A 24,512-nucleotide genomic window follows, 5' to 3' on the forward strand; every position below is an offset into this window, starting at 1 on the left:
AAACAACATGGATATAGCAGAAATGAAAGCACTGGTGCAGCAGCACTACGGAATAGAAGTAAGTGTACAGGCGCTGGACGGCTACGAAGATCGTAACTACCTCCTGGCAGATAATGCCGGGCAGCAATACATTTGCAAAGTGGCGGACATCAACAGTGATCTGCACCTGCTGGATGCCCAGTTGAAAATGCTGCGCCACCTGGCGCAAACACCCGTAGCTAAAGGGTTTCAGCAAGTGTTGCTAAATCAACAGGGAGAAGAAATCACCAAACTGCCCACCGGATACATGCGCATCCTTACTTTCCTGGAAGGAAGGATATGGGCAGATGAAATAGCACATACCCCACAGCTGCTACTCAGCCTGGGTCATTTTATGGGCCAGATGGACCGCGCACTGCAAAGCTTTGCACATCCGGCCGCTTACCGCATCTATAGCTGGGACCTGCGCAATACCCTTGCGGCCCGCACTAATTTACCTGCTATCAAAGACCATGAACGCCGCCGCATGGTGGCCTATTTTCTGTTGCAGTTTGAAACAGAAATAGTGCCGCAGCTGCCACAGCTGCGCATGGCCGTGATTCATAACGATGCCAACGACTACAACCTGCTGGTGAAAAATGAAGCAGTAACCGGTTTGATAGATTTCGGTGATATGGTATACACGCAGCTGGTCAACAACCTGGCCATTGCCTGCACCTACGCCATGTTACACCAGGAAGATCCGTTAACTGCCGCCGCACAGGTAGTGAAAGGATACCAGTCGGAGTGGCCGTTAACAGAACAGGAAATTGCCTGTCTCTATTACCTGGTAGCTGCGCGTTTATGCATCAGCGTTACTAACTCTGCGCTCCGCACGGCAGAAGGCAGTAACAATCCATTCCACTTTATCACAGAAGCAGGTGCCTGGAAATTATTGTATCAGCTGATCAAAATCAACCCCATGGCTGCTACCGACGCATTCCGCGTCGCTGCCGGAATGGCGCCACTGATTCAGCCCGACAACGACTATGCACCACTGCTGGCGGAAAGAAAGCAACGCATTGGTCGCAATCTCAGCATCAGCTACAAACAACCACTGAAGATATGGAAGGGCGCTTTGCAATACCTGTACGATGATAAAGGCCGCACCTTCGTGGATTGCGTGAATAACGTGAGTCATGTAGGGCATTGCCATCCAACCGTAGTACAGGCGATTCAGCAACAGGCAGCTCGTCTCAATACCAATACCCGCTACCTGCATGATGAGCTGGTGGACTTCGCACGACAGCTCACCGCCACTTTGCCGGATTCCTTACAGGTATGCTTCTTTACCAATTCCGGTAGTGAAGCCAACGACCTGGCCATCCGTATGAGTCGCCATTATACCAAACAAAAAGATGTGATTGTACTGGATCATGCCTATCATGGTACGTCTACCGTTGCCATGGAACTGAGTCCGTACAAATTCGATGGTAAAGGAGGCTTCGGGAAACCGGCGCATACGCATAAAGCCATGAATCCGGATCTGTACCGCGGTCCTTACAAGTATAATGATCCTAATGCCGGCACTGCTTATGCGCAGGATGTGGCAGATATTATTACCCGGTTATCGGGAGAAGGAAAAGGCATTGCGGCCTTTATTTGTGAAACATTGCTCGGCGTAGGCGGACAAATACCATTGCCTCCCGGCTACCTGGATCAGGTGTACAGGCATGTGCGCGCTGCAGGTGGTCTTTGTATCGCTGATGAAGTACAGGTAGGCTTTGGCCGTGTAGGCAATGAATTCTGGGGCTTCCAATTACAGGAAGTAGTACCGGACATCGTGGTACTGGGTAAACCAATTGGCAACGGTCATCCGCTGGCGGCTGTTGTGACCACGCAAGCCATTGCAGATGCCTTCAATAACGGCATGGAATACTTCAATACCTTCGGCGGTAACCCGGTGTCTATGGCCTGCGGTAAAGCCGTATTGCAAACCATACAGCACGAAGAAATGCAACAGCATGCCCTGGAAACCGGTGAGCATTTCATGGCAGGATTACGGGAGCTGATGGCCAAGTATCCGATCATTGGCGATGTGCGGGGTCATGGACTGTTCATCGGTGCCGAACTGGTACGCAGCCGCGAAACACTGGAACCGGCAGTACCGGAAATAGATGTAGTGGTAGAGAAGATGAAAGACCGCGGATTCCTGATCAGCACAGATGGACCATTACATAATGTATTGAAAATAAAACCACCATTAGTATTCAACAAGGAAAATGCTGATACCTTCCTGCAGCATTTGGATGTAGTATTAGGGGAGTTATAATCATATAATCATACACCTTTGCTAAAGAAACGGGCATAGCTATACAGCTATGCCCGTTGTTGTTTCAGGGGGGTAACATTTTTCAGGTTCCGTTGATATATAGGCAGACAACCACAAAATGTCCTTTTATGAAAGCAATAACAATTACCCTCGCGTTCATCATGTACTATGGCTTACATCTGGCAGCCCAGGATAACAGGCCCGGAACTCCTATTGGCGGCATCGTTGTAAAAGGAGGTAAGAACCCTGTAGGAGATACAGGTAAGCCATCTGGGAAAAGCATCAGTGAAAAAGGCGTTTCCGGCCCGCATAAAATAGTTGAGATAAATACAGACGATCACCGCACCTATACCGGTGGTCGCAAAACAGAAGACCAGTCAGCCGCGAAAAGTATCAGCCAGAAAGGCGTTGCCAGTACCCGTGTAGAAGATGCCGCTTTTTTAAACACCCTCTTTGCCAGCAATGGAAAGGAAAAAATATTAGACCCCGCCTTATTTGTGCAGGTGACCTCCGATAGCGAACTACCAGGTATGCGGGTGGTTTTCAGAAAAGATCATAAAGTATATAAGTATTTGGGAGATGAGCAACGCATTATACAAATCCTGCGCTCCGCCAATCGCCCGGCGGCCTGCACTGATTGTACCACCAGGGAATGTAACGGAACGGCATATGATTGTGCTTGTGTAAATGGTTTTTGTTACTGTATCCTTTGCCCGGAAATAACAAAACTAAAAGAGCTGGAGGACTAGGAGAGGATCATAGTTAGGAGTCAAAGCCCGTGCAGCTAATTTTTCGGCTGCCGGGCTTATGATTTTTAGTGTAGCGCATTAATTGGTCTCCGATAATATCTCCCGGATACTCGCGAGGTGATGATCATCATGTTCTGCTACAAAATAAGCCAGGTCAATAGCACGCATAGGTGTTTTTAATCGCGGATGCAGCGCAGTATGTATGAGTTGTGCATCGCTCAGTTGCAAAAGTTTCGTTACCAGAGAACGCCTTCTTTCCCGGAAGCGTTTCAATAATACCCTGATTTCAGTAGCATTGTGATGGGCATTATGCGTAGCCTGATTCGTTAAATCAGCAACTCTGAGTTCGGCCAGCCCGTGGGTAAAATCGTCCAAACGGCCAGACCACAAAGGTTCCAGATCTCCCAGATGGCCTATTTCTTCTTTTACAGACCAGCGGTCGGGTAATTTATGGGTAAGCTGGGGCGGCGCCAGTTTTGCCGCAATTTCTTCTGCTCTGGCAGGGGTGCCACTTAAACGTTCAATAATGGAGGGCATCATACCGTTGTCTTCAATAGGGAGAAACACTCTTTCAAACCAGGGAGTTCGTTTCATAATGGGTTACATTTTAATTTTAGGTGGGTGTAAGTTATTTGTTTTTTAGCCAACCTAAACTCATTTCCAAAAAATAAGCGTATTTGCTTTTTTAAAAGGAAAGCTGCAACTTACAGTAAAAGAAACCCTGTTTAATTTTAACCTATATGAATTCGGCCAATACATTTGAAGCAACCGTATTATCTCCGCACGGTATTGAAGATCTATTACAACTGCTACGTAGCAATCTCAAAAAACATATTTCACCGGAAACGGCGCAGTCGCAGGGCTTCCTGACTTTCGAGTACACAAAGCCAATGGTGGAAAGGATGATGGCCGATATGGCGCAGCCGGTAATCATGTCAGGAAATACCCTGGCAGGATATGCGCTGGCCACTTCTGTAAGTGCCTGCACCGACATAGAAATTATGCGTCCTACGAAGGATCTGGCGGCTACGCTGACGCTGAATGGTAGTAACGTATCCGATTTGCGACACTACTTTATCGGGCAGATCTGCGTAGGGGAAGGCTGGCGCGGACAAGGACTGTTTGATGCCTTGTACCAGGCGCACAAAGCGCTTTTTTCCGGGAGCCACGATTGTTTGATCACCGAAATAAATGCCGCTAATACCCGCTCCCACGCCGCTCACGCCAGGGTTGGATTTCAGATAATACATAGTTATGTGGATGAAGGGGCACAATGGGATGTAGTAGCGTGGGACTGGCGGGCATAATAGCCTTTAAAGCAGTATCTTTACGATTTACATCGCCGCCGCATTTATGGGTATTATATTGTCACCCGGTCATTACTTCGGCGAGGAGCAGCAGTCTAATGAAAATGCTGCCTTTAAGCTGAATATTACGGCTTACCAGCCGGCCGTGCATCTTCATGAGCATTATCATGAAAATGCATATCTGAGTTTGTTGATCAATGGTAGTTATGAAGAAGTAAACAGACAATCGAGCAGCTACATCATGCCCGGCGAAGTGCTGTTCCGGCCCGCCGGATATCACCATGCCAATCATTTCCGTGATACCGGCGGCCATTGCCTTAATATTGAATTCAAGCAGGCCGACCTGCAACAGCTGGAACAACGCATTACCTTGCCCACGAAAATGACCGTGTATAAAACCGGTACTTTTGATTATTTATATCGCCTGTTATATTTTTTCTCCGCAGATCCCCATGTTACATTGCAGGAAGAATACATCCTGAACTGGTTATCGGAATATTCCACGGTGCATGTTCCGCTGCGCCTGGCCTGGTTGCCGAAGGTAAAAGCGATATTGGAAAACGAATTTGATACGCATCACACTATTAAGTCGCTGGCGGCGAGCGTATTTGTACATCCTATATACCTGGCCCGTGCGTTTAAAGAAAGAGAAGGCATGACCATCGGCGAATACCAGCTTAAAATGCGGGTAAGAAGAGCGATGGAGCTGATCTTTACCACTACGCTACCCGTAGCAGATATCGCGTATGCTGCCGGTTTCTCAGATGCTTCTCACCTGGTTCGCTCTTTTCGTTTCTTTTATATGGCCACACCTCACCGGTTTCGTAGTCTCCTGAAAAAGTTAATCTGATACCATTTTTTTGGAGGGCCATGTCTTTACTTTGTATAAAAAAAATATGTGCCGGGTTCTAGCCTTTATATGCCTGTTGTTCCCTTCCTTTTTAGCTGCCCAGCATCAACTGGACTACCAGCTAAAAGCCGCTGTGGACCTGCAGCAGCGTACTTTCACCGTACAGGGGAGTTTGTCGTTTGAAACCACACCGGCTTGTGCTGATTCGCTGGATATTGTAGTAAGCCGGGGTATAGGTAACGCCACCTGGCAGATGAAAGGCGCCACAGGACGTATGGATACCACGGTGAATGCCGGTGGAGATATCGTTTACCGCTGGTATTTTCGTCCTGCGTTGAAGCCCGGTACCCATATACAGGTAGGATATGCATATGAACGGGGAAATGCGCCCACTTTTCAATATTATCTCGACAGCACTTTCTGTATGGCAGGTGGATACGGGTCGGCCTGGTATCCACAGGTGATTTCACGGGAAGGCGATAGCACCGGTAGTTGCGTCCGTGGTACGGGTAGTATTGCCGTAACAACGTCGGCAAAGCTGATGGCGGTAATGGCGGCGGCCACCTGCCAAGTAAATACGGAAAGGGATAAACGAACTTTTACTTATCACTATACTCAACCAGATATTTTCTCCCTATACATCGGAAATTATTCCAGGCAGGAATACAAAGGAAACCATGCCTTTTATACTTATAGCCTCAGCCCGGGGATTGATGGCAACGACTTATCCACCAAAGCGGCTGCCGTATTAAGCTTCCTCTCGGAGCGTTTCGGCCCGCTGACGATCCCTAATTTCTCTATTATMGAATTCCCGGATGCCGTGTCAGAGTTAACCGGTATCGGCGGCGCCAGTATTTTGGGCGGTGTAGTAATGCCTACTGCGGCACTGCGACAATTTAACTATGCCCTCTTCGGCCATGAAATAGGTCATCAGTGGTGGGGTAATAAAGTAAGGCCCAGGGGCACAAAAGGGGAGTCTTTGATTTCAGAAGCGCTGGCACAATACAGCTCGCTGCAGGCGGTTACTTATTTCGATAGCGCCCATGCCATAGATTATCGGCGAACCGGCTACCCAGGCTATCTGAGAGATCAATCCGGATTAGGCTATCTTAAAAATGCCGCTGCCGGTAATGATGAACCGTTAGTAGCGCTCACCGGCGCCAACGATCATATCCTGGCAGATAGCAAAGGCTTCCTGGCATTTGATCTGTTGGCTGCTACCGTTGGCCGCCCCTTATTTAATAACGCACTGCGAAACATCGGTGAAAAGTATCAGCAAACAGGTGTTAGCTGGGGCGATTTTCAGCGGGAGATAGAAAAGGCCTACGGCCAATCTCTGCAATGGTTTTTTGACCAATGGTTCGAAAGAACCGGCGCCCCCGCATGGCAAAGCAGCTGGCAACAACATCAAAAAGAATTACAGTTAAGCATCACCCAACCAGACAGCGTATATCAGTTGCCGTTAGAAGTGCTCATAACCTATGACAACGGTACCTCTACTATGCATCACCTTACTATCCACGATCGTTTGCATACTTTTATGCTCCCCGTCAACGGAACTGTGAAAGCCGTACAAATAGATCCTTATTTCCGCGTACTGCACTGGGATGAAACCCTCACACGATTGGCCCAATCCCAGGCGAAAGTAGTGCGTGTACTCAATCTCCGTATGGTAAATAAAAATGAGGAAGCGGCGCAGTTGGCACAGTCGTACCTGAAAGAAGGCATTCCAGATGACACTACCGGCGTCGCCTCTACGCTGCTCTATCACCTGGGACGTATAACTGCCATGCAAAATAAACCGGAAGAAGCGCTGACGTATTATATGCGTAGCATTAAATGTGAATCGCATGCACCGGAGCTGCTGGCCTATATCTACTATCGCGTAGCGCAGCTGGCAGCAGACAAAAAAGACAACAAGTTGTTGCAATGGGCTTGCGATCAGGCGATAGAAGCAGATAAGCGGAATCGCCGGGCAGATGGTATGGCGGCTAAAGTAGCGCTGCTGTTGGCCAAGGTAGGCCAGAAGCCTGCATGAGTCACGTTTTAATTACCCCATCTGCCATGGATGGTATTTTCTTCCAACTGCGTAGTGCCGTTGCCGGTAGATCGCTCTCTCAATAATTCCCCGGCAATGGCGTAGCGGTGCGCTTTAGCAGGATTTGCCCTGCATTGCCCTACTATGCAGTCTGTTAAGCTGGTAGCCAGCTCCAGCCGCGGCCAGGCCGTAAAAATAGCATTGGCTGCTTCGTCGGTAACAAAGGCCGTGAGTGGGCCGCCGAAATCCATCACAATACCCATACGGGTCAACAGGGGAATCGTTCCTCTTCTTTCTGCAATACCAGAAGATGTATGTAATGCAATGGCCTGCCATACAATATCGGCCTCCTGGTCACTGAAAGAGGTGTTAGCCAGAAACTGTAAGGCCTGGTCAGCGCCTTCCACTTCAAATCGCTGAGGACCGTTACCTATGTCCGTAAGCCCCATATCATGAAAGAGGCAGGACAAAAACAGCAAGGTTTCCTTGTAATCAGGTTCCTGCTGTAATCCATTGTGGCTGGCATATAAGCGGGCAAAAATAAAGCTGCGGATGCTGTGATGATAGATCGGTAGCGACTCATGTGTTTTTACAAACTGCAGGGCTTCACGGCAAATGTGATCATCCGGTAATTGTAACATCGCTGTAAGATGGGAGGGAAGTTGTTGTTGCATGATAGTGACTATTTAGGGCATAGCAATGCCATGATGAAAAGAAAATGATTTCATATCAGTTGTTGTTTAGGAAGATGGATACCTGTGTGTGGCGCTTAATGATGGTCCTTTGCCAGGGAGGTATGGAATGTTTTCCGGTAGTCGCTGGGCGACAGTAACAATTGCCGCAGAAAAATCCGTCGCATAGATACGATACTGCCAAATCCACATTTCTCCGCAATGGCTGCTATGCTCAGCGAGCTGTCTTCCAGGTATTTTCTGGCCAGTTCTACCCGTAGTTTTTCCATAAATTTAGCCGGTGATAATCCTGTTTCACTGGTGAACACCCGGCTGAAATGGCGTGTGCTCATATTCACCTGCTCCGCTAATTCCGGTACGCCAATTTGTTGATGTGCGTGTTTTACCATCCAGTTGCGTAGCTGCCCCGCAAGGGTATGCTCAATGGCATATGCCGGTATCAACCCGCTGAACGAGGCCTGAGAGCCCGGACGTTTTAAATAGAGCACCAGTTTCCGCGCTACCTGCATGGCGATATCTCTGCCATGGTCTTCCTCTATCATCGCCAATGCCAGGTCCATGCCGGAAGATACGCCACCAGAAGTATATACATTGCCGTCTTTAATAAAAAAGGGATTCGGGTTTACCTGTACTGCCGGATAGCTGCATTGCAGTTGTTCACAGTATTCCCAGTGCGTAGTCACCTGTTTGCCATTGAGTAAACCCGCTTTGGCTAACGCAAATGCCCCTACGCAAACAGAGCCAATTCTTCGGATGTCGGTTGCTGCTACTGATAGCCAGTTATAAAAGTCATCATAATATCGCTGGTTTTCGGCGTCGCTGTCGTAGCCTGCCACCAGTAAGGTATCAATAGCACCGACATCAAGTATAGAAGTGGCACAATGTAACTCCATGCCTCCACTGCAGGGAATCGCTGTCGTGCGACCTGGCGCCGCTACCACGATGTCATAATCCGATGGCAGGCTCCTGGCGGCCAGCATTTTAGCTGCTGTGGCAAATACATCTACCGGTCCGGCTATATCCAGCAATATATTCCCTGACATGATTACAATGACAGTGACCTTTCGTTCGCGGACAACCCGAACCGATGGCTTGTGGCGTTTCATACAGCAAAAATACAACGAAGCAGTGTTGTCTCAAACGACATAAATGATACAATTTAGGACATGGGCCGGGTAATGGGTTAAAGTGGTGCGCTGTTGTTAGGATTGGGTGCCATTTGTAGCCACACGGGAATACGCCTGGTAATTTTTTCCTTCGGAAATAATGCGAAGAAAATAAGCTGAATTAATTCAAGTATTATTAGACAACAGCATGTAAGGAAACTGCTTGCTATACAATAAATCCAGTCAGGAGCGCCTCTGGGGAAATAATATAAGTTCCATATTTTTGGGGCGCCCATTAATTGGTATACGCACCAGCCACCTATAAAAGTAAGTATAATAGTGAGAAAGGATTTTAGAAGCCTGTGTAAAAAGCTATTATCTGTCACCGTACATATTTCCAGCATGTTTATCACTACTAATGCGCAGCTTAGTTCATACGTAAACAGATCCCTTTGAAGCGGAATTTTATTATTCCGGATCACTTCATCCCATTGAGGACAGAGGAAACCATAAAGATCTTTGTTATGGATAAGCATTGTTATCAGGTAAATAAGCATAAAGCCAATTACAATGACAGCATAAGGAAGTATTCTTCGTAAGGTCATAGAGATACTTAAATTACAAAAACCGTTGCTGGATCAATTCCATGAAACCCGCTCTGAACTTATCACTCAAAGGAATACTTTTTCCGCCAATAAAGATATGATTGTCCTGAATTTTATCAATACGGCCGGTATTGACAATATACGAATTATGTACCCTGATAAATGGCGGCCCCAGTTGTTCCGCAATATCTTTCAAACGCTTGTACACCAGCGTTTCTCCTTTGATCGTCACTACGCGTACATATTCTTTCTCCCCTTCAAAATAAAGTAGCTCCGGCAAACGAATCTGTTGCAGCGTTTTCCCTGATTTTACGAAGAAGTAATCCGGTGTAGAAGTGGTGCTGGCATCCGGCAAACGGGCATGACTAAACGCCGTTACTATTTTTTGCTGGGCAGCCAGAAAGCGCTTTAAGGTAATAGGTTTCAGCAGGTAGTCGATGGTTTGGAAGTTGTAACTGGCGGCGGCATATTCTGCATAGGCGGTAGTGAATACAATTTTTACCTCCGGAGGCAGCAGGGCGGCGAGTTCCATGCCATCCAGTTTCGGCATATTGATATCGAGAAAAATCAGATCTGCTTTATTGGTTTTCAGAAAAGCCAGGGCTTCAAGCGCATTGTAGCATTTGGCGAGTAGTTGCCAGTCGCTGGTTTGCTGTATATGCAGCTCCAGCAGGTTAACTGCATTGGGCTCATCGTCTACAATAATACATTTCAGGCTCATATGGGAACAGATAAAAAGGCGGTGAAATGAGTGGCGTTTTTTTCCGTCTGTAACGTATAGGCATCACCGTATAACAGCGTGAGTCGCTTCCGTAGATTGTCGATGCCGGAACCTCCTTGCCGTTGGCCGGAGGCATCTTCCGGTAAACTATTCCGGGTGGTAAACAACAACTGTTGGTTTTCCTGTAATAAGGTGATATCAATGACATTATGCATACTGGTTTTGTCGATGCCATGTTTAAAAATGTTCTCTACAAATGTCATCAGCAACATGGGCGGAATGCTGCTGCCATCGGCTACCTTACAGTTAAAGGTAAGCGTAATTTCATGGCGGATACGGATCTTTTCCAGCGCAATATAATTTTCGAGGAAATTTATTTCGGCAGATAACTGTACCAGGTCTTTCGGACTTTCATCTACAAAATACCGCATAATTTCCGATAGCCGTTCTATCAATACCGCGGTACGGGGAGCTTCCCGGTAGGCCTCATAGTAAATATTGTTCAGGGTATTAAACAGGAAATGAGGCTGTACCTGCGATTTCAACAGATTCAGTTCCGTTTTGGCATTTTGTAGTACCAAAGCAGCTGCCTGTTGTTTCAGCGAAAAATAAATGATAGCAATCCGGAAAATAAAGCTGAGTAAGAACAGCAGCGGAATACCCGCCATATACCGCAGTACAATGGAAATAGTAATAGGCCGGAAGCTGGGTGCAAACCAGGTAATATAAAGCCAGTCCAGCAGGTAGGCCCGGATCAGCCCTGTTACGGCGAGGAATAAAACAGCCGCCAGAATATACGCCACTATCCGGCCCTTCAGGTACAAGGCCGGATACAACCAGCTGATGTTGCCATAGACCACAATCGCATAAAAGCCCAGGTTGAGCGAGGAAAAAAGAGCCGCCTCATTAAACCCATCTTCCGGTAACATGGAAAAAAACATCATCAAAAATACAATCAGCCATAGGAGCCATTGTAAGCGGGTACTCGCGGTCATTTCCCTGATAAATTGCATACCCCCAATGTACGAAGGTTTTAAACTTATTCCATATCACGGGCGCCGTTATTCAATGAAATAGCCTATCGGTTCAACCGGTGCTGCGCTATTTTTAACCGGTATATGTTGAGGTAGACCGGGGCATTCATTTAAAATATGGCCCGAATGATTGAATTCATTTGTTATCCTCCGGCAAACGGGAAAACTTTGATACCAGTAACCTATGCATACTTACCGTTTTACTAACCTTAATCTTAAGCAAATATGTATCGTACGTTTTGTCAGCGACTCACTTTACCTGTACTTATCTTGTTGTTAACCGTAGCGCGTGCCGGCGCACAAACAGACACCGTAGATCAACGGCATCATCCGCTGAATACCAGCCTGCTGAAACCAGGTGTAAAGCAATACCTGGTTTATTTCCAGCTGCCCCATCGTCCGGATATGCTGAGCCTGAGCCTGTGGGTACGCGAAATAGAAAAGACCAGCCAGGATAATAAGCCGGTGTTCAAAATCACGCAACACTGGTATAGTGAAGATACGGCCCGGTATCGCGTATTCCATTCCGTGAATAGTGCGGCCGACTTTTCGCCGCTGCATCATGCAGAAACGAGGGGGAATGAAAAGCAAGCCTACAACTGGTCCCTCACCGGTATTGAAGGCGATGCCACACCGGATAACAAAGCCGCTGCGTTTAAACTGGCATTTGATCAGCCCAATTACAATTGGAACCTCGACATTGAAACCTTTGAAATGCTGCCACTGGCCGCAGGCAAAACATTTGTGATCCGGTTTTATGATGCCGGCCTGGAACCACCGGCTTATGTCACCTACAAAGTAAGCGGCAGCGATGCTTTACAAACACTCGATAACCGGACGGTAGATTGCTGGAAACTGTTTACAGAAGGAGATTCGCCAAGGGGACGTTATACGCAGACTTTCTGGATCAGCAAAGCTGGTCATGAGCTACTGAAAGAAGAAGATAGCTTCGGAGGCATGTACCGCTACAAGGTAAAACTCCCCGGACTGGCTACTCATCTCGAAAGCCGGTTTGCAGCCGCGAAGTAATGGTAGCATGGTAAATACGGGGAGGCGTCAAACTTTTTTTCTCCCGGACCGTTATAGGCAGTATATTGAGCGAGCTATTTTAGCAGCTTAGGCGCGCCTCGTATTTTACCACCATTAATCAGCACCGTATCCATGGACATTCAACAATTCGAAGACAAAGGACTGGCCCATTACAGCTACGCTATTTACAGCGAAATTTCCAATGAAGTAATATTAATTGATCCTTCCAGAGATCTGGCGCCTTACCTCGCTTACGCGGAATCATTAAACGCAAAAATTACCGGGGTGATTGAAACGCATCCCCACGCAGATTTTATCAGCGGACACCTGGAATTACATCAAACTACCGGCGCCGTGATTTATTGTTCCCAACTGGTAGGGGCGGCATATCCGCATACCAGTTTTGATGAAGGCAATACCATTGTTTTGGGAGATATCACCCTCAGCGCGCTGAATACGCCCGGACATTCGCCCGATAGCATCTGTGTGGTACTGAGTTATAAGGAAGAAGACCGGGTAGTATTTACCGGAGATACTTTATTCATTGGCGACTGTGGCCGCCCCGACCTGCGCGAAAACGCCGGTAATATTACTGCTGGCAGAGAAGCCCTGGCGCGGATGATGTATCATTCACTGCGCGAAAAATTAATGGTGCTGGCAGATGACGTATTAGTCTATCCCGCACATGGGGCCGGAACGCTTTGTGGTAAGTCGCTCAGCGACGAAGACAGCAGCACCATCGCGGCCGAAAAAGTCAGCAACTGGAGCCTCGACGAATTAACAGAGACGGAATTCGTACAAGAGCTGCTATCCAGTCAGCCGTTTATTCCTAAATATTTCCCTTATGATGTAGATGTCAACAGGGCAGGAGCCGCACCATTAGCCGCTTCCCTCGCGAAGGTGCCGGTATTGTCGGGTACTCCGGCTTTTGAAGCAGGTTCCCTCATCATAGATACCCGCCCGGGCGACGCATTCAAACAGGGCCATCCCCAAGGGGCCATTAACGTGCTGAACGGCGGTCGCTTTGAAACCTGGCTGGGCAGTATCGTTGGTCCGGAAGAATCATTTTATTTACTGGCCACCGACGATGAAGCACTGCAACAGGTAATCAACAAAGCCGCTAAAATTGGCTACGAGCCTTTCATTGCAGGCGCAGCAGTATATACAACAGGTGGCGCCCACATGGATGCGGTGCCATTGGACGATTTCGCCGCACATCCGCAAAACTATACGATCATCGATGTCCGCATGTCCAACGAAGCGGCAGACTATCCAATTTTTGATAATGCGCTCTCCATTCCACTGGACCAGTTACGGGAACGGATCAACGAAGTTCCGTTGGATAAGCCGGTGGTAGTACATTGTGCAGGCGGCACCCGCAGTGCTGCCGGCAGTAGTATTATTGCGGCAGCATTAGAAAATCAGGTGAAAACGTACGATCTCGGCAAAGCCGTTAAACAGTTTGTGCCTTAAGGAATAGGACTGTACCGCGGTTGTTTGGGGGCAAGGTGTTCTACTCCCCAATTATGCAGGTGCATGACCGCAGCCACCAGCGATTCCCCCTTCGGAGTAAGGCTATATGCTACCTTAGGGGGGATTTCCGCAAATATTTCCCGCGTAATTAATTCATCTCCTTCCATCTCCCGCAGCTGAGTGGCCAGCATCTTACGACTGATGCCAGGCAATTGCTTCTCCAGCAAGCTAAAACGATTCATTTGCTGCGTAATCAAATGCAGGATCAGCAACTTCCATTTGCCGCTGATGAGATTCAACGTCAGCGCAGTTGGGCATAACGCTGGTGGATATATTAAAACAGGTGTGATCTCTTTCTTCATATCTATTCTTTTAAGGGTAGGTAACCAAAAAAGTGGCTAAGTGAGTTTTTGGTTACCTATAGGCGCTTCTGCGAACAAGCAACAACTTTGTGAAAAAATAAGCAATGAAAACATTACAAAGAACCACTTTTTTTACTGCCGCGTTGCTATTGCTGACTGCTATTCATCACGCTTATGGCGCTGTTATTTATCACACTCCCTGGCGGCTGCATGTCTTGTTTGTAGCCATACCAGTCATGTTACTGGTGTATGGATTAGGCTGGCAGTTGCAACGGCATCCGCATAGCAGGCTGTTGCTGGTATGCTATCTTATTTCTGTACTGCTGTTTCCTTTACTGGTCATCGGTTTATACGAGGGTGTATACAATCACCTGGCTAAAAATATTGTTTTTTTAGTAACCGGTAACAATTCTTTTTTCAGGATGTTATTTCCGCCGCCTACGTACGAAGTACCCAATAATATCTGGTTTGAAATCACCGGTATATTACAGGCTTTTGTCTTTTATCCCTTGCTGGTTAGTGTTGGTAAGATGATAAAGGCCGCTGTCCACTATCGGCGGCAAATGGTGTAACAACGACTATTGTCGCAATAGCACCCCTATTTTGCCTTGTTCGCACCCCTGACGATTGCCGTAATGGTTGTACATTTAAGGTGATATCTTTATTGAGCAGGCCGCTGCGGCTTGTATTCTTCACCAGAAAAAAATCATTACTTATGTTTAAGAACACCAAAGCATACAGCGGATTTTCTGTCAACGATCTGCAGGCAGCAAAGGATTTTTACAGCAAGCAACTGGGAATAGACATAGAAAGCAATGGTGAGTATATGTTTAGGCTGAAAATTGCCACCGGGAATCCTATTATCGTTTACCTGAAACCGGATCATACTCCCGCAACTTTCACCATTCTTAATTTTCCGGTAAGCAATGTGGAAGATACGGTGGATCAGCTCACCGCAGCAGGAGTGGAGTTCTTACAATACGGGGGTGCTATTAAAACCAATGAGAAAGGTATTCATCGTGGCCCAGAAGGGCCTACAGTCGCCTGGTTCACCGATCCTGCCGGAAATATATTATCTGTTGTGAGTGAATAGCAGAGTTTTCCCTACTTTTGCCGGCTAAATAAGGAAAATTTATGGCTACCAAGATTACAGTTAATAACAATGGTTCACTCCGGGTGGAAGGTGAATTCGAAATCGTAGATAAAGACGGCAACAAGTACGACCTGGGCGGCCGGGAACTGGTGAGCATCTGCCGCTGTGGCTTATCTGCTAACAAACCTTTCTGCGATGGCTCTCACAAAGGACATTTTGAACACGAAGCAGTAGCTTTTGCGCTGCCGCCAAAAAAATAAATAATAACCTATTAGAAAAGCTCAGTAAGCTGCAATCGCTGTTTTACTGAGCTTTTTTATTCACTTCTACTCGCTACAATAGCTTTTTGCCTTCTGCTTTCTGCCTTCTGCTCCTCCACATCTGATATGGTCGAAATCGCCACTTTTGCATCTGTTTTTAACGGGGAAATATTAGCAATTTTGTGAGATAATCACAATCCGTAGCCCATGAGTATTCGCTTTTTCCAGGTAGATGCATTTACGAATCAGCCCTTTAAAGGCAACCCTGCCGGTGTATGTCTGTTGAACAGCATGCCGGACGATAAGACCCTCGCGGCTATTGCCGGCGAGAACAATCTCGCAGAAACCGCTTTTCTACTACCTGAACAGGATGGATACCGCCTGCGCTGGTTTTCTCCCCTGGTGGAAATATCACTTTGCGGACACGCTACCCTGGCCAGTGCCCACGTACTATGGGAAATCGGCCTGGTTCCCCGCACAGATACCATTCATTTCTATACCCTGAGCGGGCTCCTCACCGCCACTTACCAGGATGGCTGGATTACGCTCAATTTCCCCGCAAGAGAACACGCACCGGCGGTGTTACCGGAGGCGTGGCAGTCAATGTTTGATCAGGAAATAATTAATGTAGCGTATAGTGTTGACCGTTATATAGTGGAGTTGTCATCTGCGGAGGCCGTGGCCAGTTTCATACCCGATCGCCAACTATTGCTGGCACATAAATGTATCATCACTGCCAAAGGTGCTGCCAACACACCCTATGATTTTGTTTCCCGCTTTTTTGCTGGCCCTATTGGAGTGGACGAGGACCCGGTGACGGGCTCCGCTCATTGCAGCCTTGCGCCTTATTGGGCAGAGCGGTTACATAAAACAGCGTTCTTTGCGTACCAGGCATCCCCGCGTGGTGGAGAGTTGCAGGTAATTTGGCAGGACGATCGCGTGCTGCTGAAAGGACAAGCCATTACCGTGATTGATGGTACCTTCCATATCTAGTTTTTTACCCTCATAAAAATAGGTCATGAGCAATTACGAATTATTTAAAAGTCTGCATCATCAGCCCACACCATTGCTGTTGGGTAACGCCTGGAATGTAGTCAGTGCGCGTATTTTGCAGGATAGCGGTATCGCTGCTATCGGTACCTCCAGCTCTGCTATTGCGGATACACTGGGTTATGAAGACGGCGAGCAAATCCCTTTCGATGAACTGTTTTTTATTATAGAGAAAATTGCCCGCCATACCCGGGTGCCACTATCTGCCGATATTGAGCGGGGTTATAGCGGTGATCCTGTAGTGGTAGTACAACACATGGAGCAATTACACGATATCGGGGTGGTAGGGGTAAACCTGGAAGACTCCGTCGTAGGCGCCACCCGGGAGCTGGTGTCGGTGGACGCTTTCAGTCGTACGCTGTACTTCATCAAAAATGAATTGGCGCGGAAAAATATACAAATGTTCATCAACGCCAGAACAGATACCTTTTTACTGGACATCCCCCACAAAATGAACGAAACGTTGACCCGCATAGCAGCTTTTGAAGCAGCGGGGGCAGATAGTATCTTTGTGCCTTTCATCCGCGAAATAGCAGATATCCGGCAGGTGACCGCGGCCAGCAGCTTGCCCGTGAATGTATTGTCCATGCCGGGATTGCCTGCTTTTGATGAACTAGCAGCAGCAGGGGTGAAGAGAATCAGCATGGGCGGAAGCGTTTACCGCGCCGTCAACAATGCACTCCACCAACAACTGGCCGACATTACATCAGCAGGGTCATTTACAAGTGTATTCCCTTAAATATCTTGGGTAAGAAGTAATAGTTATTTTGAGTGATTTACCGCACGCCTTCCGGGGCGTGCTTTACTTTAATACCCAGTAGCCCAAAGCCAGCCACAAAAGGCCCTTAATGAGGAAGAAAAGGAAACCCCAGAAGCCGATCTTTTTAAGCCACTTAATGATTTGTGCTTTCCTGTTATTATCTAGTGTCATAACGCAGCGAAAATACGGCTTTTTATGATTAGATAAATGTATCTTAACAAGCGAATATATATGCCGCTTATGAAATTATTGTTATGGCCGGTGGTAGGATTGCTTACCCTGTGCCAGTCCCTCAATGCCCAACAGCTGGGCCGTTCCGCCAACAGAGCTAATCAAAGTCCTTCTACGGATATCTCCGATCATCCCATCATCAAATGGCAATTTAAAACCGGTGGTAAAATAATGTCTTCTCCGGTGATCAATGGAAATTATCTTTTTATTGGCGCTGCCGATTCGGCGATGTATGCACTGGATCGCACCAATGGAAAAGCCTTATGGCAATTTAAAACCAAAGGAGCTGTAAACGCTACCGTGGCCTGCGATAGTACGGCCGTATTTTTTATGAGTGAAGATGGTAACTTTTATGCGCTGGATATGCACACCGGTCGTCCGCTATGGACGTTCCGCACCGGCGGGGAACACGCCGTTGATCCATGGGATTATTTCCTTTCTTCCGCCACCGTACATAAAGGTATTGTATACGTAGGCAGTACCGACGGACATATATACGCCTTAAACGCCCGTACCGGGAAGCTGAAATGGAAGTACAAAACCGGTGGCGCTGTACACGCCGCGCCTACAGTGGCGGAAAATATTGTGCTGGCCGGCAGCTTCGATGGTTTCTTTTACGCCATTAATACCGATGGAACCCTGCGCTGGAAATTTGATACGATAGGTGAAAAATATTTTCCACAGGGAGAAGTGCAGTTCCATGCGGTAGTAGCCGATAGTTCTGTGTATTTCTGCTCCCGCGATTACAATGTATATGCCCTGCACCTCCGCACGGGAAAAGGGTTGTGGGTGTTTCATGAACCCGGCAGTTGGACCAGCGTACCCAGTCTGGCTGGCAAACACCTCCTGGTATCTACCTCCGATTCCCATCGGGCTGTGGCCTTTAGTGCCGCCAGTGGCCGTTTTCAATGGCAGGCGCCGATAGAAATAAATGCTTTCGGCAGCATCGCCAGCACTAACGCCTATGGCTATATGGGTAGCCTGGATGGTAAAATATTAAAAATGAAACTGGATAGCGGTCAAAGCACCACCATATTTCAAACAGCCGCCAGCAGGCAGGAAGAGCACCGCTTCTTTGATCCGGTGTCTCACAAATTAATCCCCGATCTGATGGCCAGGTATAAAGATGACTACATTAAAATGTATGCAGATTTCCTGGATATGGGCAGCATATTATCTACTCCCTGGCTGGAAGATGGCGTGTTGTTTTTTGGCAGCACAGATGGTTATGTGTATGCCCTGCAATAGCCAGTAGGAATAGGGATTTATAGGGAGATGATATAGCAATGACCCGCTATTATCTTCCTATAAATCCATAATCCGTCATTCTTAACTCGTAATGCTTACCTTTGCGCTCTTTTAGCAATGATTTTTTAAAGATGCGTGGAGCAATTTCTAATAATAAAATAGTCTTTTCCCTGTTGTTGGGCCTTTGTGGTAGCGCGTCTGCGCAAAAACGGACCGATAGCATCCCGGCCACCCGTCAGCTCGACGAGGTGATTGTGCAGGAAAACAGACTGGCGGCGCCTGTAAAGGCCATTAACCGCAACATTACCATCATTACCCGTAAACAAATAGAAGCGATGCCGGTATCTTCCCTGACGGAAGTATTGGCGTTTGTGCCCGGCCTGGATGTACGCCAGCGCGGCCCGGAAGGTATCCAGGCGGATATTGGGATCGATGGCGGTACCTTCGATCAAACCCTGGTGTTACTCAATGGCGTAAAAATCACCGACCCGCAAACCGGTCATAATATGATGAACCTGCCGGTATCATTGGTAGATATCGATCATATTGAAGTGCTGAGAGGAGCCGCCGCCCGCATTTACGGCATTAACGCCCTCAATGGCGCTATCAATATCGTTACCCGTAAAGCCACAGAAAGTGGGCTGACCGTCAATGGCAGCGCCGGTAGCAGCTTTAAAAAGAACGAAAATAATAAGCTGTATGATGCCTATAGCCTGGGCGCCAGCGGCGCTTTGGTAAAAGGTGGTAATAGTCATTCCCTGTCGGTAAGCCGCAACCAGGGTAATGGTTATCGCTATAATACCGCATACGATAACTACCGCGCCCTTTACCAGGCAGGGTTTAACAATGATTCCCTGCATCAGTATAATGTAATGGCGGGCTTCATCAACAATGGCTATGGGGCCAATGGTTTTTATGCGCCGCCAGGTGATCTCAACTCTGAGGAAACGGTAAAAACTTTTCTGGCAGCTGTGAGCAATACTTCCCGCATTACCCGCAACTGGGTGATGACACCTCGTATCAGCTACCGCTATACCAAAGATGATTATATCTATATCAAACCGAATAAATACCGCAACCTGCACAATACCAACGTGCTGGGCGCAGAACTGAATAATACCTTTACCACCGCTATCGGTACCTTTGGCGCCGGCCTGGAAGGCCGCTATGAGCATATCAAAAGTACCAGCCTCGGTAATCACGAAAGAACCAATCTGGGACTCTCCGGTGAATATAAATCCATCGCTGATCGTCGCTTTAGTTTTACCGTTGGAGGCTACCTGAATTATAATTCATTTTATGGCTGGCAATTCTTCCCGGGCGCCGACGTGGGCTTTAATATCACTCCCGACCTGAAACTCTATGCCAACGCCGGTACCGCACAACGACTACCAACCTACACCGATCTCTATTACAAAGGACAAGGCATTATTGGTAACGAAAAACTAGGGCCCGAAAAGGCCAGCTATGCAGAAGCAGGTATCCGTAAATTCAGTGGGAACTTCTCCTACAGCGCCTCCATGTTCTATCGTCAGATCAGCAACTTCATCGACTACGTAAAAGATACAGCAGGCGTGGCGAATCCGGCAACTATCAACTGGCAGCCACAGAATTTTCAACGGGCAGACATGACCGGCTTTAGGTTGAACGCGGGCTATAACACCACCTTACAGCCACATTACCTGTTCAATAGCATCGGTGTAAACGCGGGCTATAACTACCTGTCGCCTTCTTTCAAAGGAGATGCTATTACAACAAAGATTTCCCGCTATGTCATCGAAAGTCTGCGTCATCAGTTCACGGCTAATGTGCGTACAGAATTGTTGCAACACTTCAGCATTTCCGCTGCTGCACGCTATTGCATGCGTATTAACTACAAAGACTATACGCTGATTGATGCACGTATTGCGTATAAGCAATCCCGTTATCAGATATATGCAGACGCCAGCAACCTGCTGGATGTAACTTATGTGGAAACAGGCGCAGTAGTGATGCCCGGCAGATGGGTAACTGTAGGAGCGAGCTTTAAATTATAAGTATAAATAGATGAAATCAGTGCGATTTTTTGTCTTTGTACAGGATTAAACTGATTATACTGATTTTATTTTTTTGATTAAGAAAGATGGGAGATTAAAGCAGGTATATTTGCTTTAATCTCCCATCTTCTTTTAAAATCTTTAAAATGCAATCAGTATAATCAGTTTAATCCTGTACAAAGACAAAAAATCGCACTGATCCCCTTTACTACTCAGTTCACCACCAGTCCTGCATATACCAGCGCTTTGTTATCGCTTCTGATAAATACCGTATAAATTTTTCCTGCCTCCACAGCAAGGTTATTGAGCCCCTGTTGTTGTATGGCTACGGCGGAAGCACCTTCTCCGGTACGTACCAATAACGAAATCGTACCTGCGTTTACGTTAGTGAATGGCGCACTGTCGTATGCCGATCCCTGCAGATTACTGCCACCTGCCGCACCATAAGGGATGTTGTTATAAAGCGTGGTTTCCGTTCCCTGCTGTTGGATTCTCAGGCTCACCGCACCGATGCCGGCGGCCAGGTGTACAAAGCGTAGTTTGGCTTTACCGGCAGGAGGAGCGGAGAGGTCATCATAAAAAAGTATCAGGGTATCTTTGTTCGCATCATTTAGTGTAGGTGCCGCGAACACAGTATGGTAGTATCCGGCAATAGGACCGTTAGGACCTCCGCTGGCGCTATAGTTAACACTGTTGCCAAACTGCCGGGAGGCTTTGTAGGCAGTGCCGCTGCCTTCTGTAAAGTTTATCTGTACATTTCCGAAAGTAGTAGACACATACGGGGAAGCCGCACCAGGAAGGATACCCGTGGTGGTTACCTTTTGCGTGAAAGCCCAGAATTGTATGTCTGCCGGCTGGGTACGCGCATTCACAAAACGTATGTTCGCTGATAAAGGTGGCCGGTCGCCCGCATTTACATCCAGGTAATCTGTTTTGCTGCAGGCGCTGAAAGCCAGTATAGTAAAGCTGCTCAGGACAAAAGAAAGCTTATTTTTCATGGGAAAAAGTTTGATTGATTAAAAACGCGCGTATAACCGTACAAAAGGCTGTATGCCTGCACTACCATTCTGTATACCTACAATAGAAGGATTTCTCAGACCAGAAATAGCCACATCGGTATAATCTCCGAGTACATTAAAGGCATTGTTTACGCCAACGGTTGCCTGCACTGCTTTGCTGATACGATAGCCCACAGAGAAGTCTGTTACCCAGATGGGGCGTAGCTGTTGGAAGTAGTAATCGGGTTTGGGAAAGTTCGCATTCTGCGCAGACGCGGTGGTGACAGCACCGAAGTAAACCGTTCTTGCCAGGAAGTTAAATCGCCCGGTATTTAGTATAGCCTGTAACGTTATCTTCTGCTGCGGAATGTTGGTAGTGACCCGCGCCTTTTCTGACTCGCTGAAAATAACATTTTTGTACTGCTCCAATCCTTTAGGCGTATTTACAGACGTTACTTCATTTTTCACGAAATTGCCGCCAGCCAATAGCTGCAGGGTACTGCGCTGCAAAGGTATTTTGTAACTGCCCGTGAATTCAATGCCCTGGGTACGGGTACTAAAAGCATTATAGAAAAATTTTGCTTGTGTGGTACCGGTCGCGAGTAGTAAGGTTCTTACATCCGCCGGCAGATTAAGATCGGTGGCAGAGAAGTTGCCCGTATTACCCACCCGGTTTTTAATATCGATAAGATACGCATCCACGCTCAACTCCACGTTTTTTGCAGGTTGTGAAGTAATGCCGGCGGTATATCCCGTAGATCTTTCCGGAGTCAGCGAAGGAATACCGAGGGCTCTTGTAGCTGCATTTTTATTGGAAGCTGTTACCTGGTCAATAGCCCGGCCCTGCTGAAAACTGGTAGACGTTTCCGTATAATAGAACTGCGCCAGATCGGGTGCACGGAAGCCGCTATTTGCAGAACCGCGAATACTCAGCCACGGCGCAAAGCTATATCGCGTGGCTATTTTGCCGGTGGTAACATTGCCGAAGTCGGAAAAGTTTTCCGCCCGCAAGGCGCCGGATAGCAGCCACTTTTCGGTGATGTTGAGTTCCAGGTCCAGGTAAGCCGCCACAATAGCGCGACTTACATTCACTTCATTCGACGGCCGGAATCCCGCGTGGATCTGTGATCCGGGCGATAGCCCATTCAATGCAATGAGTCCGCCGTCTGTTAAATAGGTCACGCCATTCACACTGGTATCTACTTTATACACCGGCCGTAGATCTGCTTTGCTGTAAGAGGCTTCCTCTCCGGCAATGATCTGGTAGGTTTCTGTGCGGTACTGTGCCCCAAACGCTACGTTGAGGCCTTGTAGCACGGTGGTGAAGTAGCGGCTCACATCCAGGCTGGCGGTGTTCTGCGAGGCATTGTATTTACCGGCGTCAAAGGTAGTGGGACTTTTAGCGCCTAAACTCGCATTCAGTGAATTGCTGATCACATTACCGAAATCATTTTTGCCATATACATTGGAGATATCCAGATTCCAGTCGCCCGCATGAGCTTTTAATCCGATAGCAATAGATTTATCAGTGATGCTGTTATCCATGGCAGGTAGAAAACMATCGGGGTACAGGGAGGTGTTGTTGCGCTCTGTCCAGCCGGGGAGCCGGTATACGGCGGTAAATTGCGAGTTGCGGTGACTGATACCGCCGAAGGCATATACTTCTGCATGTTCACTAACGGGAATGGCTGTATTAAAAAATAGCAGGGCGTCTTTAGCTTTGTTGGAACCTCCGCCGCGTTGATCAAAGAAGTGCCGGTCAATGCCCCGGCTTTTCAGAATGGCGTCATCTATTTCTTTCGTGTAGATATTATCGTAGCCGCGTGTGTTGGCGCCACCACCATAAATGGGCCCATTGTATAATCCCGCATCTTCGCGGCCGGGCTGCAGGGAAATAGCCTGGGTGGCAAATTCGGCGGTAGCGTTGAGGTAGCCACCGCGTGAGCCTATTTTAACGCCGTAGTTGATGTTGGAGCGTGTAGCGGCGCCGTCGCCTCTGCGGCGGATGCTGCCCGTGCTACCCACAATTACATTCGACGATTGTTTTTTCAATACAATGTTGATCACACCGGCAATGGCGTCGGAGCCATATTGTGCGGCGGCGCCATCCCGCAGTATTTCAATGCGCTCGATGGCGCCGGCGGGAATAGCATTCAAATCATATCCGGTGGCGCCGTTGCCCAGTCCGCCCCAGTTGACGTTGGAGCTTTTATGGCGGCGCTTTCCATTCACCAGCACCAGCAGCTGATCTACGCCTAAGCCTTTCAGCTGTGCGAGACTGAGGGCGGAGCCGGCATCACCGGCATTGGTGCCGTTAACGGAATGGAAGGAGGGAGAAATGTATTGCAACAACTGCGTGATACTGGTTTGTGGCGCGGATTCCTGCAGCGATTTAATGTCAATAATATCCACTGGTACCGGCGAATTCAGTTTGGTGCGATTGGCACTCCGGGAGCCTACAATCTGTATTTCTCCCAGTTGTTTGGTAGTATCTGCAAGATGTTTTTGCTGTGCCGCTAAGGTGGCAGAAAGTAGCAACAGAGGGGATAGTATGGGCAGTATATTTTTTTTCATGCGTTG

At 47.8% G+C, this 24,512-nt stretch carries 22 protein-coding genes; 14 read left to right on the forward strand and 8 right to left on the reverse strand.

All coding sequences use genetic code 11. The features are described from left to right. Positions 1 to 7 precede the first annotated feature (7 nt). Complete coding sequence (locus tag AC1DFM_RS22005; protein WP_477078914.1) at positions 8 to 2,290, forward strand: aminotransferase class III-fold pyridoxal phosphate-dependent enzyme; 2,283 nt, start codon at positions 8 to 10, stop codon at positions 2,288 to 2,290. Between the two features lie 128 nt (positions 2,291 to 2,418). Further along, positions 2,419 to 3,039 (forward strand): hypothetical protein, encoded by a 621-nt coding sequence (locus AC1DFM_RS22010; protein WP_477078915.1) that lies wholly within the window; start codon positions 2,419 to 2,421, stop codon positions 3,037 to 3,039. 78 nt (positions 3,040 to 3,117) lie between these two features. Here AC1DFM_RS22010 and AC1DFM_RS22015 read toward each other — a convergent pair whose 3' ends face one another. Beyond that, complete coding sequence (locus tag AC1DFM_RS22015) at positions 3,118 to 3,633, reverse strand: DinB family protein (RefSeq protein WP_477078916.1); 516 nt, start codon at positions 3,631 to 3,633, stop codon at positions 3,118 to 3,120. 146 nt (positions 3,634 to 3,779) lie between these two features. Between AC1DFM_RS22015 and AC1DFM_RS22020 the strand changes: the two genes are divergently transcribed. Genes AC1DFM_RS22020 through AC1DFM_RS22030 form a run of 3 tightly spaced genes read left to right on the forward strand, consistent with a single transcriptional unit; the run spans position 3,780 to position 7,234 of the window. Further along, positions 3,780 to 4,346: an N-acetyltransferase family protein gene (locus AC1DFM_RS22020; RefSeq protein WP_477078917.1), complete on the forward strand. Its 567-nt coding sequence runs from the start codon at positions 3,780 to 3,782 to the stop codon at positions 4,344 to 4,346. A 46-nt stretch (positions 4,347 to 4,392) separates the two neighbouring features. Then, positions 4,393 to 5,196, forward strand: a complete 804-nt coding sequence (locus AC1DFM_RS22025) for a helix-turn-helix transcriptional regulator (protein ID WP_477078918.1) — start codon at positions 4,393 to 4,395, stop codon at positions 5,194 to 5,196. Positions 5,197 to 5,242: 46 nt separating this feature from the next. Beyond that, positions 5,243 to 7,234, forward strand: a complete 1,992-nt coding sequence (locus AC1DFM_RS22030; protein WP_477078919.1) for a M1 family aminopeptidase — start codon at positions 5,243 to 5,245, stop codon at positions 7,232 to 7,234. Positions 7,235 to 7,242: 8 nt separating this feature from the next. Here the strand turns inward: AC1DFM_RS22030 and AC1DFM_RS22035 are convergent, their stop codons facing one another. The 4 genes from AC1DFM_RS22035 to AC1DFM_RS22050 all read right to left on the reverse strand — a co-directional run bounded on the left by AC1DFM_RS22035 (position 7,243) and on the right by AC1DFM_RS22050 (position 11,371). After that, positions 7,243 to 7,908 carry an HD domain-containing protein gene (locus tag AC1DFM_RS22035; protein WP_477078920.1) on the reverse strand — a complete coding sequence of 222 codons (666 nt, stop codon included), beginning with the start codon at positions 7,906 to 7,908 and terminating at the stop codon, positions 7,243 to 7,245. Positions 7,909 to 8,003: 95 nt separating this feature from the next. Next, positions 8,004 to 9,032: a GlxA family transcriptional regulator gene (locus tag AC1DFM_RS22040; protein WP_477078921.1), complete on the reverse strand. Its 1,029-nt coding sequence runs from the start codon at positions 9,030 to 9,032 to the stop codon at positions 8,004 to 8,006. 618 nt (positions 9,033 to 9,650) lie between these two features. Continuing rightward, the gene (locus tag AC1DFM_RS22045; protein WP_477078922.1) at positions 9,651 to 10,358 is read right to left on the reverse strand and encodes a LytR/AlgR family response regulator transcription factor; all 708 of its coding nucleotides are present in this window, start codon (positions 10,356 to 10,358) and stop codon (positions 9,651 to 9,653) included. Next, complete coding sequence (locus AC1DFM_RS22050; RefSeq protein WP_477078923.1) at positions 10,355 to 11,371, reverse strand: sensor histidine kinase; 1,017 nt, start codon at positions 11,369 to 11,371, stop codon at positions 10,355 to 10,357. Before AC1DFM_RS22050 ends, AC1DFM_RS22045 begins: the two co-directional genes overlap by 4 nt. 246 nt (positions 11,372 to 11,617) lie before the next feature. On the opposite strand from AC1DFM_RS22050, the gene AC1DFM_RS22055 reads away from it, so the two are divergent. Both AC1DFM_RS22055 and AC1DFM_RS22060 read left to right on the forward strand, forming a co-directional pair. Further along, positions 11,618 to 12,421, forward strand: a complete 804-nt coding sequence (locus tag AC1DFM_RS22055; protein WP_477078924.1) for a DUF3108 domain-containing protein — start codon at positions 11,618 to 11,620, stop codon at positions 12,419 to 12,421. A 132-nt stretch (positions 12,422 to 12,553) separates the two neighbouring features. Further along, complete coding sequence (locus tag AC1DFM_RS22060) at positions 12,554 to 13,894, forward strand: MBL fold metallo-hydrolase (protein WP_477078925.1); 1,341 nt, start codon at positions 12,554 to 12,556, stop codon at positions 13,892 to 13,894. On the opposite strand, the gene AC1DFM_RS22065 is transcribed toward AC1DFM_RS22060, so the two are convergent. Beyond that, the gene (locus AC1DFM_RS22065) at positions 13,891 to 14,256 is read right to left on the reverse strand and encodes a winged helix-turn-helix transcriptional regulator (protein ID WP_477078926.1); all 366 of its coding nucleotides are present in this window, start codon (positions 14,254 to 14,256) and stop codon (positions 13,891 to 13,893) included. The genes AC1DFM_RS22060 and AC1DFM_RS22065 overlap by 4 nt on opposite strands. 104 nt (positions 14,257 to 14,360) lie before the next feature. Here AC1DFM_RS22065 and AC1DFM_RS22070 point away from each other — a divergent pair, with 104 nt between their 5' ends. The 7 genes from AC1DFM_RS22070 to AC1DFM_RS22100 all read left to right on the forward strand — a co-directional run bounded on the left by AC1DFM_RS22070 (position 14,361) and on the right by AC1DFM_RS22100 (position 20,934). After that, the gene (locus AC1DFM_RS22070) at positions 14,361 to 14,828 is read left to right on the forward strand and encodes a hypothetical protein (RefSeq protein ID WP_477078927.1); all 468 of its coding nucleotides are present in this window, start codon (positions 14,361 to 14,363) and stop codon (positions 14,826 to 14,828) included. 143 nt (positions 14,829 to 14,971) lie between these two features. Continuing rightward, positions 14,972 to 15,349: a VOC family protein gene (locus AC1DFM_RS22075; RefSeq protein ID WP_477078928.1), complete on the forward strand. Its 378-nt coding sequence runs from the start codon at positions 14,972 to 14,974 to the stop codon at positions 15,347 to 15,349. 41 nt (positions 15,350 to 15,390) lie between these two features. Then, positions 15,391 to 15,609 carry a CDGSH iron-sulfur domain-containing protein gene (locus tag AC1DFM_RS22080; RefSeq protein ID WP_291920716.1) on the forward strand — a complete coding sequence of 73 codons (219 nt, stop codon included), beginning with the start codon at positions 15,391 to 15,393 and terminating at the stop codon, positions 15,607 to 15,609. A gap of 207 nt (positions 15,610 to 15,816) precedes the next feature. Beyond that, the gene (locus AC1DFM_RS22085) at positions 15,817 to 16,602 is read left to right on the forward strand and encodes a PhzF family phenazine biosynthesis protein (protein WP_477078929.1); all 786 of its coding nucleotides are present in this window, start codon (positions 15,817 to 15,819) and stop codon (positions 16,600 to 16,602) included. A 25-nt stretch (positions 16,603 to 16,627) separates the two neighbouring features. Further along, positions 16,628 to 17,398, forward strand: a complete 771-nt coding sequence (locus AC1DFM_RS22090; RefSeq protein ID WP_477078930.1) for an isocitrate lyase/PEP mutase family protein — start codon at positions 16,628 to 16,630, stop codon at positions 17,396 to 17,398. 261 nt (positions 17,399 to 17,659) lie between these two features. Further along, positions 17,660 to 18,898, forward strand: coding sequence for an outer membrane protein assembly factor BamB family protein (locus tag AC1DFM_RS22095; protein ID WP_477078931.1), 1,239 nt, complete (start codon positions 17,660 to 17,662; stop codon positions 18,896 to 18,898). 131 nt (positions 18,899 to 19,029) lie between these two features. Beyond that, complete coding sequence (locus AC1DFM_RS22100) at positions 19,030 to 20,934, forward strand: TonB-dependent receptor plug domain-containing protein (protein ID WP_477078932.1); 1,905 nt, start codon at positions 19,030 to 19,032, stop codon at positions 20,932 to 20,934. Between the two features lie 212 nt (positions 20,935 to 21,146). Here AC1DFM_RS22100 and AC1DFM_RS22105 read toward each other — a convergent pair whose 3' ends face one another. After that, on the reverse strand, positions 21,147 to 21,932 hold the full coding sequence (locus AC1DFM_RS22105; protein WP_477078933.1) for a DUF4397 domain-containing protein: 786 nt from the start codon (positions 21,930 to 21,932) through the stop codon (positions 21,147 to 21,149). Between the two features lie 18 nt (positions 21,933 to 21,950). Further along, a complete protein-coding gene (locus AC1DFM_RS22110; protein WP_477078934.1) occupies positions 21,951 to 24,506 on the reverse strand; it encodes a TonB-dependent receptor plug domain-containing protein in 2,556 nt (851 codons plus the stop codon). Positions 24,507 to 24,512: the final 6 nt, after the last annotated feature.

The sequence above is a fragment of the Chitinophaga sp. 05T412 genome, from assembly GCF_056396465.1.

What these genes read in the sequence shown, in the direction of transcription:
- AC1DFM_RS22050 (WP_477078923.1), bottom strand. Translation starts at nt 11,371, where the DNA reads ATGCAATTTATCAGGGAAATGACCGCGAGTACCCGCTTACAATGGCTC.
- AC1DFM_RS22060 (WP_477078925.1), top strand. Translation starts at nt 12,554, where the DNA reads ATGGACATTCAACAATTCGAAGACAAAGGACTGGCCCATTACAGCTAC.
- AC1DFM_RS22090 (WP_477078930.1), top strand. Translation starts at nt 16,628, where the DNA reads ATGAGCAATTACGAATTATTTAAAAGTCTGCATCATCAGCCCACACCA.
- AC1DFM_RS22080 (WP_291920716.1), top strand. Translation starts at nt 15,391, where the DNA reads ATGGCTACCAAGATTACAGTTAATAACAATGGTTCACTCCGGGTGGAA.
- AC1DFM_RS22040 (WP_477078921.1), bottom strand. Translation starts at nt 9,032, where the DNA reads ATGAAACGCCACAAGCCATCGGTTCGGGTTGTCCGCGAACGAAAGGTC.
- AC1DFM_RS22085 (WP_477078929.1), top strand. Translation starts at nt 15,817, where the DNA reads ATGAGTATTCGCTTTTTCCAGGTAGATGCATTTACGAATCAGCCCTTT.
- AC1DFM_RS22010 (WP_477078915.1), top strand. Translation starts at nt 2,419, where the DNA reads ATGAAAGCAATAACAATTACCCTCGCGTTCATCATGTACTATGGCTTA.
- AC1DFM_RS22055 (WP_477078924.1), top strand. Translation starts at nt 11,618, where the DNA reads ATGTATCGTACGTTTTGTCAGCGACTCACTTTACCTGTACTTATCTTG.
- AC1DFM_RS22005 (WP_477078914.1), top strand. Translation starts at nt 8, where the DNA reads ATGGATATAGCAGAAATGAAAGCACTGGTGCAGCAGCACTACGGAATA.
- AC1DFM_RS22045 (WP_477078922.1), bottom strand. Translation starts at nt 10,358, where the DNA reads ATGAGCCTGAAATGTATTATTGTAGACGATGAGCCCAATGCAGTTAAC.
- AC1DFM_RS22065 (WP_477078926.1), bottom strand. Translation starts at nt 14,256, where the DNA reads ATGAAGAAAGAGATCACACCTGTTTTAATATATCCACCAGCGTTATGC.
- AC1DFM_RS22025 (WP_477078918.1), top strand. Translation starts at nt 4,393, where the DNA reads ATGGGTATTATATTGTCACCCGGTCATTACTTCGGCGAGGAGCAGCAG.
- AC1DFM_RS22020 (WP_477078917.1), top strand. Translation starts at nt 3,780, where the DNA reads ATGAATTCGGCCAATACATTTGAAGCAACCGTATTATCTCCGCACGGT.
- AC1DFM_RS22015 (WP_477078916.1), bottom strand. Translation starts at nt 3,633, where the DNA reads ATGAAACGAACTCCCTGGTTTGAAAGAGTGTTTCTCCCTATTGAAGAC.
- AC1DFM_RS22070 (WP_477078927.1), top strand. Translation starts at nt 14,361, where the DNA reads ATGAAAACATTACAAAGAACCACTTTTTTTACTGCCGCGTTGCTATTG.
- AC1DFM_RS22075 (WP_477078928.1), top strand. Translation starts at nt 14,972, where the DNA reads ATGTTTAAGAACACCAAAGCATACAGCGGATTTTCTGTCAACGATCTG.
- AC1DFM_RS22035 (WP_477078920.1), bottom strand. Translation starts at nt 7,908, where the DNA reads ATGCAACAACAACTTCCCTCCCATCTTACAGCGATGTTACAATTACCG.
- AC1DFM_RS22100 (WP_477078932.1), top strand. Translation starts at nt 19,030, where the DNA reads ATGCGTGGAGCAATTTCTAATAATAAAATAGTCTTTTCCCTGTTGTTG.
- AC1DFM_RS22105 (WP_477078933.1), bottom strand. Translation starts at nt 21,932, where the DNA reads ATGAAAAATAAGCTTTCTTTTGTCCTGAGCAGCTTTACTATACTGGCT.
- AC1DFM_RS22095 (WP_477078931.1), top strand. Translation starts at nt 17,660, where the DNA reads ATGAAATTATTGTTATGGCCGGTGGTAGGATTGCTTACCCTGTGCCAG.